Source organism: Streptomyces sp. NPDC026659 (genome assembly GCF_040638245.1).
Classification (GTDB): domain Bacteria; phylum Actinomycetota; class Actinomycetes; order Streptomycetales; family Streptomycetaceae; genus Streptomyces.
Genome location: NZ_JBEZXY010000001.1, coordinates 69,211 through 89,001, shown reverse-complemented (window position 1 = coordinate 89,001; position 19,791 = coordinate 69,211). Strand labels below are relative to the sequence as shown.

Genomic DNA, 19,791 nt, shown 5'->3' with positions numbered 1-19,791 from the left:
CCCTCCTGACATGGATCGAACAAATATCTATCGATCGGATGTTGCCAGAGGGGCTTGCCTGACTACCAGTCAAATCTGTTCCACGCCGGGGCCGTTGATCACCGCCGTGACCAGGGTGGCGTGCGGCAACTCCACCGCCTCGCCTCCGTCGCGTACCGGCCTCGCCGCGCTCGCCAAAATACCCCCGGGGGTACTCGTGGTACCGTCCAGATATACCCCCGGGGGTAATTTTGCTGGAAGGGAGTACCTCGTGTTCTTCATCGACACCCTCGACGTCACCGGCCTCGGCAACCGCAGCTACCTGGCGGGCGGCGAGCGCGCGGCCGTCGTCGTCGATCCGCCGCGTGACATCGACCAGGTGATCGCGGCGGCGGCGCGGCGCGGTGTGCGGATCGCGTACGTCGTCGAGACGCATGTGCACAACGACTACGTCACCGGCGGGCTGGAGCTGGCGCGCGTCACCGGCGCCGCCTATCTGGTGCCTGCCGGGGCCGGGGTCGCGTACCCGCATGTGGCCGTGGGGGACGGTGACCGGTTCGAGGTGGACGCCGGGATCGGGCTGCGTGCGCTGGCCACACCCGGGCACACCCCGCACCACACCGCCTATGCCCTGGAGGAGAACGGCGCGGCCGTCGCCGTGTTCACCGGGGGCTCGCTGCTGACCGGCACCGTCGGCCGGCCCGACCTGGTCGAGCCGAGGCTGACGGAAGGGCTCGCCAGGGCGCAGTACGCGTCGGCCCACCGGCTGGCCGAGGAACTGCCGGACGAGACCGTGGTGCTGCCCACGCACGGGTTCGGCAGCTTCTGCTCGTCGCGGCGCGCGGAGGGCGCGGGCAGCACGATCGGCGAGGAGAAGGCATCCAACGAGGTACTGCTCCGCGACGTCGACACCTTTGTCGCCGACCTGCTCGCCGGGCTGGACGACATCCCCGCGTACTACACCCACATGGGCCCGGCCAACGCCGCCGGGCCCGCGCCCGTCGACCTGACGCCGCCCGCCGTGGCCGATGCCGAGGAGATAGCCGCCCGGCTCGCCGCCGGGGAGTGGGTGATCGACCTGCGCAACCGGGTCGCCTTCGCCGAAGGCCATGTCGCCGGTTCGCTCAACTTCGAGGCCGAGGGGCAGCTCGCGACGTACCTCGCCTGGCTGATCCCGTGGGGCAGGCCGGTGACCCTGCTCGCCGCGTCCCCGGACCAGCTCGCCGCCGCCCAGCGTGAGCTGGTCCGGGTCGGGATCGACCGGCCCGCCGCCGCGGCCACCGGGGAGCCGGAGAACTGGACGGGGGAGAGGCTCGCCTCGTTCCCGCGCGCCACCTTCGCGGACCTCGCGGCGATATCTACGGCTGCCGCCGCCGCACGCCCGGCTGCCCCCGCCGCACAGCCGGGTGCCCCGACCGCACAGCCGGAGGCCCACTCCGACGCCGGCCTCCGCCACCCTCCGGCGCCGCGCCCCGTCGTCCTCGACGTCCGCCGCCGCTCCGAGCGCACCGCGGGCTTCGTCGACGGCTCCGTCCACATCCCCCTCCACACCCTGCCCCGCCGCCTCCACGAGGTCCCCGACGGGCAGGTCTGGGTCCACTGCGCCGGAGGCATGCGCGCCGCCATCGCCGCGTCCCTGCTGGACGCCGCGGGCCGCGAGGTCGTCGCGATCGACGACGCCTTCGACGCGGCCGGGCGCGCCGGACTGGTCGTACGCACGCACGTGGACGACGGCGATTCCGACCCGGCCGGACCGGTCGTACGCACTCGCGCGCACAGCGACGATTCCGCCGCCGAGCAGGCCGGACCGGCCTGTCGCACCCACGGATGAGCGCGCTGATACTCGCCCTGGTCGCCGGAGCCGTCGTCGGACTGGCGCTCGGGGGTCTCGGGGGCGGGGGCAGCGTGCTGGCCGTGCCCGCGCTGATCTACCTGCTCGGCTTCACGCCCGTCGCGGCGACCACCGCGAGCCTGATCATCGTCGCCTTCACCTCGGCGGCCGGGCTGTCCGCCCACGCCAGGGACGGCTACGTGCGTTGGCGCACCGGATTGCTGTTCGCGGCGGCCGGGATCGGGCCCGCCATGCTGGGCGGGGCGCTCGCCGGACGCCTGCCGGGGGCCGTGCTGACCACGGCCTTCGCGCTCGTCGCGGCGGTCGCCGCGCTACGGATGCTCAGGCCGCGCGCCGTGCCCGACGGTGCGAGGCGGGTGCGGCCGGGCGGGGCCGCGGCCGCCGGAGCGGGCCTTGGCCTGGTCACCGGTGTACTCGGGGTGGGCGGCGGTTTCCTCGCGGTGCCCGCGCTGGTCGGCGTCCTCGGGATGCGGATGCGCGCGGCGGTGGGCACCAGCCTGCTCGTCATCACCGTCAACTCGCTGGCGGCCCTCGCCCTGCGCGCGGGTACGGCCGACGGGCTGGACTGGGCCGTCGTGGGACCGTTCACCGCGGCGGCGGTGCTCGGCGCGTGGGACGGCAAGCGGCTCGCCGCGAAGCTGTCGGGGCGCGCTCTTCAGCGGCTCTTCGCCGTCGCCCTGCTCGGCGTGGCCTGCTTCATGCTGGTGGACGCGGTGGTGCGATGAGCGGCCCGTGCGACCCGGTGGCCACGACCTCGCCGCCCCGCCGCGCCCCCACTACGCCAGCGACAGGAACAGCTTCTCCAGCCGCGCCCGCATCGCGTCCGTGTCCTCCCCGTTCTTGCGCCCCGTCTCGACGTCGGTCAGGCACTGCTGCAGCCCCGTCGCGATGATCGCGAAACCGGCACGGTCCAACGCCCGTGAAGCGGCGGCCAGTTGAGTGACGACCTCCTCGCAGTCGCGTCCCTCCTCGATCATCCGGATCACGCCGGAGATCTGGCCCTGCGCCCGCCGCAGCCGGTTCAGCACGGACTTCAAGTTCGCGCCCTCAAGCTCCAGTTCCACGCTCACTCCTCGAAAAATACCCCTAGGGGTACTCTACGTCCCGGTTCGGGACGGTGACGACCCGCACGCCGACAAGGATCACATCCGCCATGACCACGCCCCGCACTTTCAGCACCGACCAGGCCCGCGCCCGCCTCCAGGACCTCACCGTCATCGACGTCCGCACCCCGGCCGAGTACGCCTCCGGCCACCTCCCCGGCGCCCTCAACATCCCCCTGGACCGGCTCCGGCACGCACTGCCCGACCTCCGGCACGCCGCCGACCGGGGTGACCTCCTCATGGTGTGCGCCTCCGGCAACCGCTCCACGAACGCCTGCCGGACCCTCGCCGAGCAGGGCATCCCGGCGGCCACCCTCACCGGCGGCACCCACGCCTGGGCAACCGCCGGACACGACCTGCACCGCCCCACGGCGCGCGACACCCGCACCGGCTGGACCATGGAGAGGCAGGTCCGCTGCACAGCGGGGGCGCTGGTCCTGCTGGGCCTCCTCCTCGGCCTCCTCGTGCACCCCGCCTTCCAGCTCCTCTCCGCAGGCGTCGCGGCCGGCCTCGTCTTCTCCGCGCTCACCGACACCTGCGGCATGGCCGCCCTGCTGTCCAAGCTGCCCCACAACCGCCCCCGCCCGGCGGACCTCGCCACGATGCTGGCCGCATTGCGCGACCGCTGACCGCTCCCTGCCCGTGGGTTCGGAGCCCTTACCCGGCGCTGGAAATCCCATTGCATGATCGGTCGGTGCGGGAACGCCTGCCGCACCCGCGCGCGGACCCGCACGCCGAACGATCACCGTCCGGGGCGCCCGGTCACGTGCGGCCGGGCGGGACAGGCGTGGCCTGGTGGTAGTACATCCGCCACGCGCCGTCCGCGCCCTGCCTGCGCCAGAGTGAACTCCGCCGTGCCCGACCGCCGTTCAAAGTGGTCTCGTACGTGAGGTGCACCAGCCCGGGGGCCAGCAGGACGCCGGTGAAGTCCGAGGGCTCGTAGCGCGGTCCGCTGTCCGCCGCGCCGTCCATCCCGGGCATCTCGGCGACCATCTCCTCGTACGTCCACCGCCGCCCCGAGGAGCCGACCTCCACGAACTCCGGATCCAGCAACTGCCGGGAAAGGGAGGGCGATGCGCGGACGCCGGGGTCCATGAGCCGCAACTCGCCCGCTATCGCTTCCCGTATCGCATCCGTCTCTTCGCTCATGCGGGCATCCTGGCCCAGGTGACCTGGTCTTTCGCAACCGAGTTACCGCCCGCGGAGCACACCTTCGGGCGACGGTTCGCCCGCCCACCGGAGCAACGCGGCCTCCAGTTCCTTGAGTTCGGAGGTGTCCGTCGTGTCGGAGGCCCAGGCGATCACACCGTCGGGGCGCACCAGTACCCCGGCCGGTGTCGCGTGGGCGTCCGTCACGAGGCGGACCCGATCCGCCCACGCCGTGGCGAGGGCGGCGAAGGTGCCGTCGGGGGAGCGGTCGAGCAGGAGGAAACCGCCGTCATGGGCGTGGTCGGACAGGCGGGAGCCGTTGGTCAGGTCGAGGTCGGGGGCGTAGCGGCCGGTCAGGGGGTGGGTGCCGGGGAGGTCGGTGCACTGGGTGACGCCGGAGATCTGCTTGACGGCGTAGGTCGTGCCGTCGCGGGTGCCGAGCAGGTCGGCGACGACCGAGCGGAGGGCGGCGGACTTGGGGTCGCCGCGCAGGACCCCGATCTGGGCCCGCGTCCAGTCGAGCACCCAGGCGCCGAGGGGGCGGCGCTCGGCGTCGTAGGTGTCGAGCAGCCCGGCGGGAGCCCAGCCGGCGATCACCGCACCGAGTTTCCAGCCGAGGTTCATCGCGTCGCCGACCCCGAGGTTGAGGCCCTGTCCGCCGAAGGGCGGGTGCACATGGGCGGCGTCGCCGGCCAGCAGGACGCGCCCCGAGCGATAGGCCGCGGCCTGGCGGGTGTTGTCCGTCCAGCGGGTCGGTACGGCGCGCAGCGCGGTCAGGGTGACGTCGGTGCCCGAGACTTGACGCAAGCTGGTCTGAACGTCCGCCAGAGTGACGGGTGTTGAGCGGTCCGCCGGAGGGGTGCCGAACTCCACGGTGGCCACCCGCCCGGGCTGTGGGCCGTAGCGGTACGCCCCACGGGAGGACCACGTCCATCCGCTCGCGAGCTTCTCCGGGTCGGCGATGTCGACGACCGCCTGGTATCCGGTGAGTTCGGGATCGGTGCCGGGGAATCCGATCCCCGCGAGGCGGCGAACGGTGCTGTGCCCGCCGTCGCACCCGACCAGCCAACCGGTGTGCCATGTACCGGCGTTGGTGCCGACGAGCACGCCGTCCCCGGTGTCTTCGAGCGCGGTGACCTCCACTCCGCGACGCACCGGTACGCCCAGCCGTGTGATGTGCTCGGTCAGCAGCGCCTCCAACTCACGTTGCGGCACCATCCGTACGTCGGCCGCGGTGTGGGCGGCGAGGTCGGGGTCGGACCAGTCCACGAGGCCGGGGTCGAGGGCCATGCCCGCGAAGTGGCCGGTGAAGCGGGTCTCGGGCCGCCGTTCCCCGGCCACGCCGGCGTACGAACCCATCCGGTCGAGGACCTCGCGGTGTATGCGCCGGGCGGCGGGCAACAGCCCACGCCGGTCGAGCGCCTCGGCCGTCGGCACGTTGATCGACTGTGCCTTCAGTGCGTCGTCGGGCTTCTCCCGCCGTTCGAGCACCTGCACCGTGGCCCCGGCGAGCGCCAGTTCGGCGGCCAGGGCGAGGCCCACGGGCCCGGCTCCGACCACGGTCACGTCCACGCTTGTTTCCATGTGCTGGTTCACGTCCTTCACGCAGTCACGATACGAACAGTGTTCTACATGCGAACGATGTTCTACATGCGAACGGCGTTCGCGTCAAACTTCCGGTAGGAGAAAGCCCCACCGGAACGGTGCGAGGTGTGGGTGACGTACACCTCAACCGCGACGTGACAGCGCCCTAATCTCCCCGTCGTCACCTCTGCGCGCGCTCGGCTTCGAGGAAGAGGTCATCGTGAGGAGAACATCCGCAAGAGGCACGACGGTTCGCCGGCTCGGTGTGCTGGCGTCCGTGGTTCTGCTGGTGGGCGCGACCCAGGTCCTCGGGGCCGGGGCGACCACCGCGACGAGCCCGGCCCCGCCCGGTCGCTCGGCGCCCGCGTGCGGCGGGCTGGGCGGCAGGGAGATCCCGGCATCGGCCATGAGCCTGCCGACCCGCGGAGGCCGCGTCGAGTCGGCCTCGGTCAGGACCAGCCCGGTCGGCGGCGAGACGATCACGTACTGCCAGGTCGACGCCGACATCCTTCCCGTCGACCCGTCCGCCCCCGCCATCAAGATGCGCGTGGACCTGCCCTACGGCTGGAACGGCAAGGCGCTGATGTTCGGCGGAGGCGGCTACAGCGGTACCATCCCCGACCTGACGGGCAATGTGCCGTTCGGCCCCACCGGTCAACCGGCCCCCCTGGCCCGGCGGTACGCGACCTTCGCGAGCGACTCCGGGCACCAGCAGAGCCCGACGGCCCCTCCGTCACTGGACGGGTCGTTCGGCATGAACGACGAGGCCCTGAACAACTTCGCCGCAGGCGACGCGCTCAAGAAGACACGTGACGCGAGCCTGTTTCTCGTCCGGCACGCCTACGGTGCGAATCCCGCCGAGGTCTACTTCGCGGGAGGCTCAACAGGCGGCCGGGAAGCCCTCGTTGTCGCCCAGCGGTGGCCGACCGCGTTCGACGGCGTGATCTCCGCCTTCCCCGCCTGGAACAACCTCAGCGAAATGCTGTACGTGGGGTACCTGGCCCAAGTCCTGTCCCGCCCCGGCGCCTTCCCCGGAGCCGACAAGCAGACACTCGTCCACGACAGGGTCGTCCAGGCGTGTGACGGGCTGGACGGCGTCAAGGACAACGTCGTCTCGAACCCGGACGGTTGTCACTTCGACCCCCGCACGCTGCGCTGCCCGAACGGCACCGATGCCGGACCGGCCTGTCTGTCGGACGCCCAGATCGGGGCCGTGACCGCCATGTCCTCGTCGTTCAGATGGCCGTACCGGATCGCCGGCGGCGAGACGGAGTATCCCGGCTTCCCGTTCCTCTCGGGGGCGGACATGCGGACGCCGTTCCTCGGGTTCGGCACCACCGCGCCGGCCGATCCCATGCCGGTGACGAGCGGCTATGGGATGCAGTTCTGGGATCAATGGGTCAAGTACTTCCTGACCCGCGACCCCCACCACAACGCCCTCGCCGTCGATCCCCGCGATCCCGGCAGGTGGCTCGCCCGGATCAGCAGTCTGTCCACGATCCAGGACCGCAACGACACGGACCTCGGCGCGTTCGCCCGCGCGGGCGGCAGGCTGATCCTGCTCCACGGCGCCGCGGACGAGCTCGTCGCCCCGCGTTCGACGACCGACTACTACCAGCGGGTCCGCGCCACACTGGGCGCCGGGCCGACCCACTCGTTCCTGCGGTACTACGTCGTGGCCGGGGCGAACCACGCCAACTTCGGCACCCCCGCGTTCGCCGCCGCCACGGACTCGCTCTCCGCGCTCGAGCGCTGGGTCGAAGCGGACGAACCGCCCGTCGACCAGGTCGTGTCCGACGCCCTCCACCACCGCACGCGTCCGCTGTGCGAGTACCCGGGCTGGCCCAGATATCGCGCCGGTGATCCGGACAGCGCGTCGAGTTTCGTGTGTGCGCGCTGAGGCGTCTCCCGGCCCGGTCATGGACGCGGCAGGGCGGTCCTAGGCTGTCCCCAGTGATCTCCCCAACGCGCACAGCGTCTCTCTTCCGCGGTGGCACGGTCCGTGCGGCGACAGCGGCGGCCGTCCTCCTCGCCCTTGCCACCGGCTGCGGCTCGAGCACCGGCGCCCCGGCGGGCGGCTCCACGAACACCGCGAGCCGACCGCCGAGCCGCCCCACGAGCCACCCGGTGAAGGACACCAGCATCAGTGCCGAGCCGGGCGAGCGCTTCACGCTCACCGTCGTCCAGAACGCCTCCACCCGCGAGTACTGGTACCTGGCCGGTCCCGAGCCCGACAGTTCGGTACTGGTCAGCCGTGGGCGGTCCTACGCGCGGAACTCCGGCGACGAGACGGCGCCCGGTGGTGGCCGCCAACTCACCTTCACCTTCGAGGCCAAAGGCAGGGGGACGACCCGGTTCACGCTGCTGCACTGCACGTTCACCACCTGCCGGGGGAACACCGCCGCCAAGCCCCCCGCGACGACCGGCCCCGACGGGGCCCCCGAGCACATCACCTACACCGTCACCGTCGGCTGAGCGGAGGCGCGACGCCCGCGCGGCGTGAGTGGCAAAAACGACGCCAAGGACGATTCAAGAAGATCTTGCAAAGTAAACGTGAAGTTCTTCACGGATCGGCTTCGCTTGATTAGTGGATCTTGTTGGCTTTGCCCGCTTCCGCGTGTCTGGTGAACGGTCCGGACCTGCCCCTATGTTGCGAGCCGATCATCTGATCGAGTCGCATCTGTAGCCCAACTGGGCTTGGTGGGGAGCGGTTTCACTTGAACATGTACGGAGGGGGACGCCGGCTGCGCACAGTCGGCGTAGTGCTCTCCGCCGCGTTAGTGCTGGCGGCGAGTGCGTCCAACGAAGCCATGGCAGCGGTCGGTGCGAGATCCGGCCCGGCGGTCGGCGATGCCGCCGAAGCCACCGGGACCGCCGCGACGGGCGGGGCGGCCACGGACGCCGGGGGCGACAGTGGCAGCGAGGACGGCGGCGAGGACGCCAAGGCGCTGGCCGAGGCCGCGCGCACGGGCAAGCCCGTGGAGATCACCTCGCAACGCGGTGAGAGCAGCGAGGTCTACGCCACCCCGCAGGGTCACCTGGAGGCCAGGGAGCACCTGCGTCCGGTGCGGACCCGGGTGGACGGAGCATGGCGGGACATCGACACCACCCTGACCCGTGGCGCGAACGGGACGGTGGTGCCCAGGGCCACGACGGTCGGACTGACCTTCTCCGGCGGCGGGTCGGCCCCGCTGGTGCGGATGACGAAGAACGGCCGTGAACTGGCCCTCTCCTGGCCCACGGACCTGCCCTCCCCGCAGCTGAACGGCAACACCGTCACCTACCCGGACGTGCTCCCCGGCGTCGATCTGCGGATGACGGCACAGCAGGACGGCTTCACCCAGCTCCTGGTCGTCAAGTCGGCCGAGGCCGCCGCGAGTACGGAACTGAGCCCGCTACGCCTGAAGCTGGACGCCGACGGCATGCGGGTCAAGGAGACCGGTGACGGCGGCCTGGCGGCGGTCGACCAAGGCGCCGGCAGCGCGGTCTTTGAGGCCCCCCGCCCCGTGATGTGGGACTCCAGCACCGAGGCGCCCGCCACCGAGGCGTCCGGCAACCAGGCTTCCGGCACCGAGGCAGCCAAGGCGGCAACCTCCGCCACCACGTCGCCGTCCCCCTCCGCCAAGGCATCGCCGAGCACCTCGAAGCACCTGGCCGCCACCGGTCGCGAACCGTCCGCCCCCGAAGCCGTCGCCGCCGACTCGGCCAACGTCGCGCAGGTCGGTGTGGACATTCCCGCCGCGCAGAACGCGCTGGTGCTGACGCCGGACCAGGCCGTCCTCAAGGGCAAGGACACGGTCTACCCCGTGTTCATCGACCCCCAGTGGTACTCCCCGAAGGCCTCCGCCTGGACGATGGCCTCCAAGTACTGGGCGTCGTCGCCGCAGTGGAAGTTCAACGGCGATCCGGACGCGGGCCTCGGATACTGCAACTGGTCCTACTGCTCGCCGAACGACACCAAGCGGCTCTTCTACCGCATCCCGACCTCGAAGTTCGCCGGCCGGACCGTGCTGCAGGCGGAGTTCGTGGTCCGCAACACCTGGTCGGCCTCGTGCTCCGCGCGCAGCGTGGAGCTGTGGCGCACCAAGGACATCTCCTCGTCGACCACGTGGAACTCGCAGAACGCGGCCGGCTTCTGGATCGATCAGCTCAGGACGGCGTCCTTCGCCTACGGGTACACCGACTGCGCCGCGAAGGACGCGGAGTTCGACGTGAAGTCCGCGGTGCAGCAGGCGGCCGACAAGAAGTGGTCGACGATGACCTTCGGCCTGAGGGCCGGGAGCGAGACCGACGGATACGGCTGGAAGCGGTTCTCCGACGACGCCTATCTGCGCGTGCAGTACAACCGCCCGCCGCCGCAGATCAAGATGTCCCAACTGACCATGGAATACGGCGGCTCGTGCAAGAAGCCCGACAGCGCCGCCCGCGTGCGCTCGCTGGGCAAGATCTACGCCAACGACGTCACCGACCCCGACGGCGACTCCGTCCGGGTGGAGTTCCAGGCGAGCTGGGACACCGGTGACGGCAAGGGCGTGGTGACCCGCTGGAAGTCCGGTCTGACGACGGCGAAGAAGTCCGGTTCGGACTTCGCGATCACGCTGCCCTCCGTTCCGGCCAACAAGACGGTCAACTGGTACGTCCATTCCTACGACGGTGCCCAGTACTCGCCGTGGTCGTACACCGGCGACCCGACCGCCTGCTACTTCGTGTACGACACGAGCGTCCCCAAGGCGCCGACGGTCTCCTCCGTCCTCTATCCGGCGTCCGACCCGGAGAACCCGGACGACCCCTGGCACGACGGAGTGGGCCAGTACGGCAGCTTCGTGATCACCGGCGCCGTCTCCGACGTGACGAAGTACTGGTACGGGATCAACGGCGACCCCGTCTCCGCCAACGCGGTCACCACCTCGGCCGGAGCGGCCAGGACCGTACCCGTGCTGCCGCTCAAGCCGGGCCTCAACACCTTCACGGCGCGGTCCTTCGACTCCGCCGGCAACGGTTCCGAGATCCGCACCTACCAGTTCCGGGTGAAGGCGGGGCAGCCCGAGCGTGCCGCCTGGTCGATGAACGAGGCCGCCGGAGCCACCGCGGCGGCGGGCAGCGCGCCCGCGGTGAACGCGACCCTGCACGGCGGTCCGACGCCGAACGTGGAAGGGAAGTTCGGCACGGCGGTGCAGTTCGACGGCGTCGACGACTACGCCTCGACCGACCTCGCCGCCGTCAACACCGATGTCAGTTTCTCGGTGTCCGCGTGGGTGAAGCTGTCCGCCATGCCCTCCGAAGCGGCGATCGTGGCCTCCCAGCGGGGCAACAACCAGCCGGGCTTCGAGCTGTACTACTCCAAGGCGTACGACCGCTGGGTGTTCAACCAGTACAGCTCCGACACCGCCTCCGGCACTCCGGTACGAGCCATGCAGGCCGCCGCGGGCGGAGTGAAGGCGGGGGAATGGACCCATCTGGTCGGCATCTATTCCGCCAGTGAGCAGTTGCTGAAGCTCTACGTCAACGGTGCGCTGGCCGGAACCACGGCCTACAGCACGGCGTGGAACTCCCGCAGCGGCATGCTGATCGGCGCCAGCACCCCGGGCGGCACGCCCGCGTCGTTCTTCCCCGGGGCCATCGACGAGGTGAAGACCTTCGAGAAGCCGCTGTCGGCCAACGAGGTGTCGTCCCTCTACACCTCCAACACGAGCGGCGGACGTCCGGCCCGGATGGTCTTCCACCTGGACGACCCCGCCGACGCGACCGCCCTGAGCGGCGCGGCCGACGTGAACCCCGCCGTCCTCAAGGGAGGTGCCACGACGGGAGCGGCCGGGGCGGACGGCAACGCGCTGACCCTGGACGGCACCGACGACTACGCCACCGCGGGCACGCCGCACGTCAACACCTCGTACAGCTTCGCCGTCTCGGCCTGGGTGAAGCTGCCGAAGACGAAACCGGCCCACGCGGCGACCGTCGTCTCCCAGATCGGCACCACGGTGACGGGGCCGGAGCTGTACTACTCCAACTCCTACGACCGCTGGGTGTTCAACCAGCACAGTGCCGACACCGGCGATTCCACGGTGGTGCGGGCCCTCCAGCCCACGGGCACCACCGCCAACGGCGGCGAGTGGACGCATCTGGTCGGAGTCCAGGACACCGTGGCCGACACCCTCTCGCTGTACGTCAACGGAAGCCTGGCCGGTACCACAGCCCTTCAGCCGACCTGGTACGCCGGAGGAGCGCTGCAGATCGGCGCCAGCGCGTTCCAAGGGGTGCCCACCTCGTTCTTCCCGGGCCAGATCGACGACGTGCGGCTCTTCGACCGTCCGGTGTCGGCCGGTGAGGTGCAGCAGTTGTTCAAGCAGCGTGCCCTGGTCAAGGGCCGCTGGAAGTTCGAGACGGCCGCGGGTTCCCCGTTGATCTCGCCCGACGACTCGGCCTCCGGCAACGCCATGACCCTCTACAACGGGGCCCAGACGGGCTCGGGCTGGGTCGACGGCGCCGTCGTCCTCGACGGCACGGACGACTACGCGGCGGCCCCCGTGGTCCCGGTCGACACGAGCGCCAGTTTCACCGTCAGCGCCTTCGTCCAGACGGCCGCGACTCCCACGGGTCCGGTCACTGTCATGAGCGCTCCGGGTGCGAAGAAGAGCGCGTTCTCCGTGCGCTACGAACCCAGCGCCACCCCGGCCACCGATCCGGGCCGCTGGCGGATCGCCACAGCCGACTCCGACAGCGACTCCGCGGCCGTCTCCGACGTCGGCAACGGCATGTTCTACAGCCCCACCGACTGGAACCACGTGGCGCTCGTCTACGACGGGTTCTCCAAGGAGGTCAGCCTCTACGTCAACGGTGAGCTGCAGGAGACCGCCTGCGCCGACACCGACGACGACGGCGTGCAGGACGATCCGGGCTGCACCGAGAGCATCTCGTGGGCCGACGACGCGCTCACCTACAAGGCCGCGAAGACCCTGCAGCTCGGCCGGGACACCACCGGGACCACCTCCGGCCAGTACTTCCCCGGTTCGCTCTCCGACATCTGGGTGTTCCAGGGCGCGCTGACCGAGACCCAGATCGACCACCTCGCCGTCGGTATGCCGGGGGTGGCGACCGCCGTCCCCAGCGGCGACTGACCGGCCCGTTCCGACTGCCGTATTCCGCCGGGCGGCGACGACCGCCGCCCGGCGGAGCACTCGTCAACAGAAGGAAAACAGACTCGCATGACAGTCAGAGCACGCGCAGGAACAGGCCGGCCGTGGCGCCGGGTGGCCGTGATCACGGCCACCGTGCTGACGGCGGCGCTGTTGCAGGCGTCGGAACTGCCCGCCGTCGCCCAGGGCTGGCACAAGCCCGCGCTGCCCAAGGCACAGTCGCCGGTCGCCGTCGTCCCGCTGGGCAAGCCGCTGCCCCGCACGGTGACGAAGGGGCCCCGCACCCCCGCGAAGGCACCGGCCACCGCATGGCCGAAGGCGGGTACGGCGGCGGTGACGCTGCGCCAGGGGGCCACCCGTGTCAAGGGACTGCCGCTCACCCTGGACACACGGGTCGGCAAGGCCAAGGACGCGGCCGACGGCACCTACACCGTCGGCATGCTGTCCCGCGCGGCGGCCAGGAAGGCGGGGGTCGACGGGCCGCTCTTCACCCTGACTCCCCGGCAGGGCGCCTTACGTCACGACGGCAAGGTGCGTGCCGGGCTGGACTACTCGTCGTTCGCCGGGCTCTACGGCGGCGACTACGCGTCCCGGCTGACCCTCGTCCGGCTTCCGGCGTGCGCGCTCACGACGCCGGAGGTGAAGAAGTGCCGTACCACCGAGCCGGTGAAGACGGTCAACGACACCGAGAAGCGGACCCTGACCGCGTCGTCGGTCGCGCTCGGCGCGAGCGGGGCGACCGTACTGGCGGCCACCACCTCGGCCGCCGGTGACCGCGGCGACTACAAGGCCACCTCGCTCTCGTCGTCGTCGACCTGGAGCATCGATTCCAACAGCGGCTCGTTCGGCTGGTCCTACGACATGCCGGTGCCGCAGGTGCCCGGCGGACTGGGCCCGCAGGTCGCGCTCTCGTACTCCTCCGGCGGCGTCGACGGCCGGACCGGCAACAGCAACAACCAGGCGTCCTGGGCCGGTGACGGATTCGACCTGTCGCCCGGCTTCATCGAGCGCAGCTACAAGGGATGCTCCGACGACGGGGTGACCAACGCCGACGGGAACAAGCCCGGCGACCTGTGCTGGGCGTACGACAACGCCTCCCTGTCGCTGAACGGCTCCGGCGGAGAGCTGGTGCCCAACGGCACCAACTCCTTCAAGCTGAAGAACGACGACGGCACGAAGGTCGACCGGATCTACGGCTCGGCGTCCGACGTCCGCTCCAACGGCGCCCGCAACGACGAGTACTGGCGGGTGACGACCCCCGACGGCACGCAGTACTTCTTCGGCTACAACCGGTTGCCCGGCTGGGCCAGCGGCAACGAGGCCACCGATTCGACGTGGACGGTGCCGGTCTTCGGCAACAACGCGGGCGAACCCTGCAACGCCTCGACCTTCGCGGCGTCCTGGTGCCAGCAGGGCTGGCGCTGGAACCTGGACTACGTCGTGGACCCGCACGGCAACGCCATCGCCTACTACTACGACAAGGAGACCAACTCCTACGGCCGCAACCTCACCGCCGCCGACGACACCCCCTACGTCCGCGGCGGCACCCTGGACCGGGTCGAGTACGGGCTGAAGTCGACGGCCATGTACTCGGCCAAGGCGCTCGCCAAGGTCAACTTCACCAGCGGCGAGCGGTGCATCCCCGACAGCCAGACCACCTGCTCGTCCATCACCACGGGCTCCCAGTACTGGTACGACACCCCCTGGGACCTGAACTGCGACGCGGGCACCGACTGCGACAAGGGCAGGGTCTCCCCGGCCTTCTTCACCCGCAAGCGGCTGACCGACGTCACCTCCCAGGTGCTGGTGTCCGGCTCCTACAGCAACGTCGACAGCTGGAAGCTCACCCACCGCTGGGGCATGGCCGACACCGACTACCAACTGCTGCTGGACTCCATCCAGCACACCGGCTACGACACCGCGGCCTCGATTCAGCTGCCGAAGGTCACCTTCGCCTACACCCAGCTCCCCAACCGGCTCGACAAGATCGGTGACGGCTACGCGCCGTACATCAAGTCCCGCCTGTCGACCGTATCGGACGAGTCGGGCGGCCAGGTCGACGTCGGCTACTCGGCGCCGGTGTGCGACGCCGCCTCGCTGCCCACGCCGCAGACCAACACCACCCGCTGTTTCCCGCAGTACATCGGCGGCAGCACGACCGAGGCCCCGGACCTGCAGTGGTTCAACAAGTACGTGGCCGACTCGGTCACTTCGACCGACCGCACCGGTGGCGCGCCCGACCAGGTCGCCACGTACGAATACCTGGACGGCGCGGCCTGGCACTACGACGATGACGACGGTCTGACCAAGGAGAAGTCCAAGACCTGGTCGCAGTGGCGCGGTTACGGCCATGTGCGGGTGCGCACCGGCGGTCAGAGCGGCGCCCCGGCGATGAGGACACAGGCCGACACGTACTTCCTGCGCGGCATGGACGGCGACCGGAAGAACACCGACGGCGGTACCAAGTCCGTGTCGGTCACCCTCGACCCCGGTGAGGGCGACCCGATCACCGACCTCAAGTCGCAGGCCGGATACGCGTACAAGACCGTCACCTACTCCGCTCCCGGCGGCAATGTGCTGTCCAAGACCGTGAGCCGGCCCTGGTACCACCAGACCGCGCAGAAGGTCCGTGACTGGGGCACCGTCACCGCCAACTTCTCCGGCACCGCGTCCACCAAGGCGTGGACCTCGCTGGACGACGGCGCGGGCGCCAAGTGGCGGACCACGGCACAGACCAACACCTTCGACGACGCCACCGGCCTGGTCACCCAGACCGAGGACCTCGGTGACACGGCCACCGCGGCCGACGACCAGTGCACCCGGACCACCTACGCCCCCGACGGCGCCGTCCTCGGCGCACCGGCACGGGTCGAGACGGTCGCGAAGGCGTGCGACGTCACCACCAGCCGTCCGGCCGACGTCGTCTCCGACGTCCGCACCGCCTACGACGGCCTGGCCTACGGCGCCGCCGCGGTCAAGGGCGACCTCACCAGGATGGCCAAGCTCAAGACCTACAACGGCACGACCGCGGCCTACCTGGAGTCCGGCACCACCTATGACGGCTACGGCCGGGCGCTGACCACCACCGACCTCACCGCCGACGTCACCGTCACCTCCGCCGGCACTCTCACCCGCACCGCCCGCACCGACGGACGGACCAGCACCACCGCCTACACCCCCACCTCGGGTTTCCCCACCAGCAGCACGGCCACCACCCCGCCCGCCACGGCCGGGGACAGCACGACCGCACAGACGACGACCACCGCCTACGAGGCGCTGCGCGGCCTGCCGCTCACCGTGTCCGACACCAACAGCAAGGTCACCACCTACGCCTACGACGCGCTGGGCCGCACCACGAAGGTGTGGCAGGCGGACCGCACCACCGGCCAGACGCCCAGCTACCAGTTCGGCTACAACGTCGCCGAGAACCAGCCGGTCGTGGTGACCACCAAGACCATCGGCAACAACGGTGCGCAGGACACCGCGTACACCTTCTACGACGGCTTTCTGCGGCCCCGGCAGACCCAGACCCCCGGCCCGAACGGCGGGACGCTGCTGGCGGACACCTTCTACGACGAACGCGGCCTGACCGCCAAGGAGTTCGCTCCCTACTACATCACGGACGCGCCGTCGGCCACGCTCCTCAAGCCCAAGGACGCGCTGAGCGTGGAGACCCAGAGCCGTTACACCTATGACGGCCTGGGCCGGATGACCGAGTCGCGGAAGACCGCCGGCAACGGCGACGGCGGCGCCGTCCTGAGCACCACCAGGACCATCTACGGCGGCGACCGCACCACGGTGATCCCACCGGTCGGCGGCACCGCCACCACGTCCCTCGTCGACGCCCGCGGCCACACCACCGAACTGCGCCAGCTGCGCGCCCGTGCCGCCGACGCCGCCTACGACTCCACCACCTACGGCTACAGCCCCCATGGTGAACTCACCAAGGTGACCGACCCGGCGGGCAACGTCTGGACCTGGACATACGACCTGCTGGGGCGGCTCACCGACACCACCGACCCCGACAAGGGCGCCGGCCACCTCGAGTACGACGACCGCTCCCAGCTCACCACCAGCAAGGACGGCCGCAACTCCGTTCTCGCCCACGTCTACGACGGCCTCGGCCGAATGACCGAGCTGCACGACGGCTCGTCGACCGGCACCCTGCGCGCCAAGTGGGTCTACGACACCATCAGTGGAGCCAAGGGGCAGCTCGCGTCCAGCTCGCGCTTCAGCGGCGGCCAGGAGTACAAGTCGAGCGTCGTCGCCTACGACCGGCTGTACCGGCCGCTGCGTACCTCGGTGGTGATTCCCGCGGCCGAGGGCACCGCGCTCCAGGGCACCTACCTGTCGGCGACCACGTACAACGAGTCCGGCACGGTGGCGGGCGTCGGTTACCCCAAGGCCGGTGACCTGGCCGCCGACACCGTCACCTACACCTACGAGGACGGCACCCTGCGGCCCGTCAAGGTCAGCGGCCCGCTCAACCTCACCGCCACCACCGCGTACAGCCTCACCGGCCAGCCGCTGCAGTACTCGCTCACCGCCAACGGCGGAAAGAGCACGTTCGAGACCAACACCTATCAGTACGGCACCCAGCGGCTGGCCACCTCGCGGGTGGACCGCCAGGACGTCGCGGGCGTCGACCAGTACAACACCTACTCCTACGACGAGGCGGGCAACGTCCTGTCGGTCTCGGACACGTCCCGCTCCGGCACCGACAACCAGTGCTTCGCCTACGACTACCTCGCCCGCATGACCGAGGCCTGGAGCCAGCCGAACACCGGCTGCGCGACGGACCCCGCGACCGGGGTGCTGGGCGGACCGGCCCCGTACTGGAACTCCTACACCTACGACAAGACCGGCAACCGGCTCACCGAGACCCAGCACGGCACCACGGCCGGGGCCCCGGACACCCGGCGGGACTACCACTACCCCGACCCCGGTCCGAGCGCGGTCCGGCCGCACGCCCTGGGCACGGTGGACACCACCTCGGCATCGGGGAAGTCCGCCGACACCTTCACCTATGACGACGCGGGCAACACCCGCACGCGGCTGCTGGCCAACGGCACCTCCCAGACCCTGGACTGGGACGCCGAGGGGCATCTCGCCAAGGTCACCGAGCCGGTGGCGGGCGGCAGCGACAAGGTCACCGAGTATCTGTACGATGCCGACGGCAACCGCCTGATCGGCCGTACCCCGACGGAGACCACGCTCTACCTCGGCGCCACCGAGATCACCCTGGCGAAGAACGCCACCACCGCCAAGGGCACCCGCTACATCGACGTCGGCGGCGGCCACCAGGCCGTCCAGGCCAACGACGGCAGCATCTCCTTCACCCTGGCCGACCACCACGGCACCGCCCAGCTGTCCGTCAACGCCACCACCCAGGCCGAGACCCAGCGGCGCACCATGCCGTTCGGCGGCCTACGCGGTACCAAGCCGGCCACGTGGACCGGGACCAAGGGCTTCGTCGGCGGCACCGACGACACGTCCACCGGCCTCACCCACCTCGGCGCCCGCGAGTACGACGCGGCGAACGGCCGGTTCCTCAGCGTCGATCCGCTGATGACCACGGCCGATCCCCAGACCCTGAACGCCTACGCCTACGCCAACAACAGTCCCGTCACGAGCAGCGACCCGTCCGGGCTGTGCATGGCCGACCAGTGCGGTATCGGCTACCCCATCGGCGGCACGGGCTCCAACGGCCACCCCAAGGAGTACGTGAAGAAGGCACCTCGTGGTGCCGGCGGAGTGGGAGTTCACGGCTACAGCGGGGCCGGATACACGGGCAAGCTGCCGGCCGCCGCGCACGGCGACTCCAACAACATGGTGAAGAGCGAGAAGGACGGGAAGTGGTACGTCAGGATCTACCCGGCCGTCTACATGGAGGCGGACAACCCGCATGTCAACGAGGTAGCCGCCAACTTCAGCAAGTGGGCCGCCTACGTCTGTGACCCGTTCAACCACGGGAACAGCCACGACTGCATGGCTCCCCGGGAGGACGGCTCCGATCCCGAGGTCTACCAGCGCGTCAAGGGCAAGATGCTGGCCTGCGAGTCCGACTGGGACTGCGGCGCCAACTGGTTCAACCCCATCGACCTCGTCACGGCCGGTGCGGAAAGCGGCCTGATCGCCGGCAACGGGCGCGTGCTCGGCCGCCTGGGCCAGCGGGGAGGAGGCCGAAGCGGCTCAGGAGAAGCCCCGACGGCCGGTCGCGGGTGCAGTTTCGACCCGGACACCCCGGTCCTCATGGCCGACGGCACGACCAAGCCCATCGGAAAGATCGAACCCGGCGACCACGTCGAGAGCGCCGACCCCGGCAACGGCAAGCACCAGGGCTCCCGCGAGGTCACCTCATGGCTGGTCAACCATGACAACGACCTGGTCGACGTGCAGTTCAAGGACTCCGACGGCAAGACCCAGACCCTCCACACCACGTCCCGCCACCCCTTCTGGGACGACACCACCCACGCCTGGATACCGGCCGGAAAGCTTGAGCCCGGCCACGCCCTGAACACTTCCGCCGACAAGCACGTGCGGGTCATTGCGGTCAAGGTCCGGCCTGGTGCGGCGGACATGTACAACCTGACTGTCAGTGAGCTGCACACGTACTATGTGCTGGCGGGGGCCACGTCGGTCCTGGTCCACAATGATGACAAGAACCTCTGCAAGCTGCTTGGGATCAGTCAGCCGCAGCTCAATAAGCTGGTTGGCGATGCCTATCGCGATCACATTGCCGATTCCTACCGGCAGCGGGGAATGAAGGTCATCACGGACGCAACAAATCCAGGTCCGCTGACCTTTCCCACTCCATGGGGTGATCGCGTCTACGACATTGGAATTCTCGATTCGAATGGCGGTGTCGCGCATTACGTGGAGACGAAGTCGGGGAATGCGGGTAAAGATCCATTGCAGGTAAAGAAGGATGCTTACATTGAGCAGAAGTACGGGGTCCGCGCCAACTATGTTTTCGACGGCGACTGAGTTT

The 19,791-nt window shown here is 70.2% G+C and carries 10 protein-coding genes; 7 read left to right on the top strand and 3 right to left on the bottom strand.

The genetic code is table 11. The annotated features are described in order from the left end of the window. Nucleotides 1-250: 250 nt before the first annotated feature. Both AB0E91_RS00400 and AB0E91_RS00395 read left to right on the top strand, forming a co-directional pair. Entirely contained in the window at nucleotides 251-1,810 is a 1,560-nt protein-coding gene (locus tag AB0E91_RS00400; protein WP_361772875.1) for an MBL fold metallo-hydrolase, read from the top strand. Further along, nucleotides 1,807-2,556 carry a sulfite exporter TauE/SafE family protein gene (locus AB0E91_RS00395; protein ID WP_361772872.1) on the top strand — a complete coding sequence of 250 codons (750 nt, stop codon included), beginning with the start codon at nucleotides 1,807-1,809 and terminating at the stop codon, nucleotides 2,554-2,556. The genes AB0E91_RS00400 and AB0E91_RS00395 overlap by 4 nt, the downstream gene beginning before the upstream one ends. A 51-nt stretch (nucleotides 2,557-2,607) precedes the next feature. On the opposite strand, the gene AB0E91_RS00390 is transcribed toward AB0E91_RS00395, so the two are convergent. Next, nucleotides 2,608-2,895 carry a metal-sensitive transcriptional regulator gene (locus AB0E91_RS00390; RefSeq protein ID WP_161178510.1) on the bottom strand — a complete coding sequence of 96 codons (288 nt, stop codon included), beginning with the start codon at nucleotides 2,893-2,895 and terminating at the stop codon, nucleotides 2,608-2,610. A gap of 89 nt (nucleotides 2,896-2,984) precedes the next feature. Between AB0E91_RS00390 and AB0E91_RS00385 the strand changes: the two genes are divergently transcribed. Further along, nucleotides 2,985-3,563 carry a rhodanese-like domain-containing protein gene (locus AB0E91_RS00385; protein ID WP_361772868.1) on the top strand — a complete coding sequence of 193 codons (579 nt, stop codon included), beginning with the start codon at nucleotides 2,985-2,987 and terminating at the stop codon, nucleotides 3,561-3,563. 133 nt (nucleotides 3,564-3,696) lie between these two features. On the opposite strand, the gene AB0E91_RS00380 is transcribed toward AB0E91_RS00385, so the two are convergent. Together AB0E91_RS00380 and AB0E91_RS00375 are read right to left on the bottom strand one after the other, a co-directional pair. Then, nucleotides 3,697-4,083: a DUF4440 domain-containing protein gene (locus AB0E91_RS00380; protein ID WP_361772865.1), complete on the bottom strand. Its 387-nt coding sequence runs from the start codon at nucleotides 4,081-4,083 to the stop codon at nucleotides 3,697-3,699. Between the two features lie 42 nt (nucleotides 4,084-4,125). Next, nucleotides 4,126-5,667, bottom strand: coding sequence for an FAD-dependent monooxygenase (locus tag AB0E91_RS00375; RefSeq protein WP_361775047.1), 1,542 nt, complete (start codon nucleotides 5,665-5,667; stop codon nucleotides 4,126-4,128). Between the two features lie 277 nt (nucleotides 5,668-5,944). Here AB0E91_RS00375 and AB0E91_RS00370 point away from each other — a divergent pair, with 277 nt between their 5' ends. The 4 genes from AB0E91_RS00370 (at nucleotide 5,945) to AB0E91_RS00355 (ending at nucleotide 19,787) form a co-directional block, all read left to right on the top strand. Next, nucleotides 5,945-7,567: a tannase/feruloyl esterase family alpha/beta hydrolase gene (locus tag AB0E91_RS00370; protein WP_361772862.1), complete on the top strand. Its 1,623-nt coding sequence runs from the start codon at nucleotides 5,945-5,947 to the stop codon at nucleotides 7,565-7,567. A gap of 53 nt (nucleotides 7,568-7,620) precedes the next feature. Beyond that, nucleotides 7,621-8,142: a protease inhibitor I42 family protein gene (locus AB0E91_RS00365; protein ID WP_361772859.1), complete on the top strand. Its 522-nt coding sequence runs from the start codon at nucleotides 7,621-7,623 to the stop codon at nucleotides 8,140-8,142. Between the two features lie 335 nt (nucleotides 8,143-8,477). Continuing rightward, nucleotides 8,478-12,782, top strand: a complete 4,305-nt coding sequence (locus AB0E91_RS00360; protein ID WP_361772856.1) for a LamG-like jellyroll fold domain-containing protein — start codon at nucleotides 8,478-8,480, stop codon at nucleotides 12,780-12,782. An 87-nt stretch (nucleotides 12,783-12,869) separates the two neighbouring features. Continuing rightward, entirely contained in the window at nucleotides 12,870-19,787 is a 6,918-nt protein-coding gene (locus AB0E91_RS00355) for a polymorphic toxin-type HINT domain-containing protein (protein ID WP_361772853.1), read from the top strand. Nucleotides 19,788-19,791: the final 4 nt, after the last annotated feature.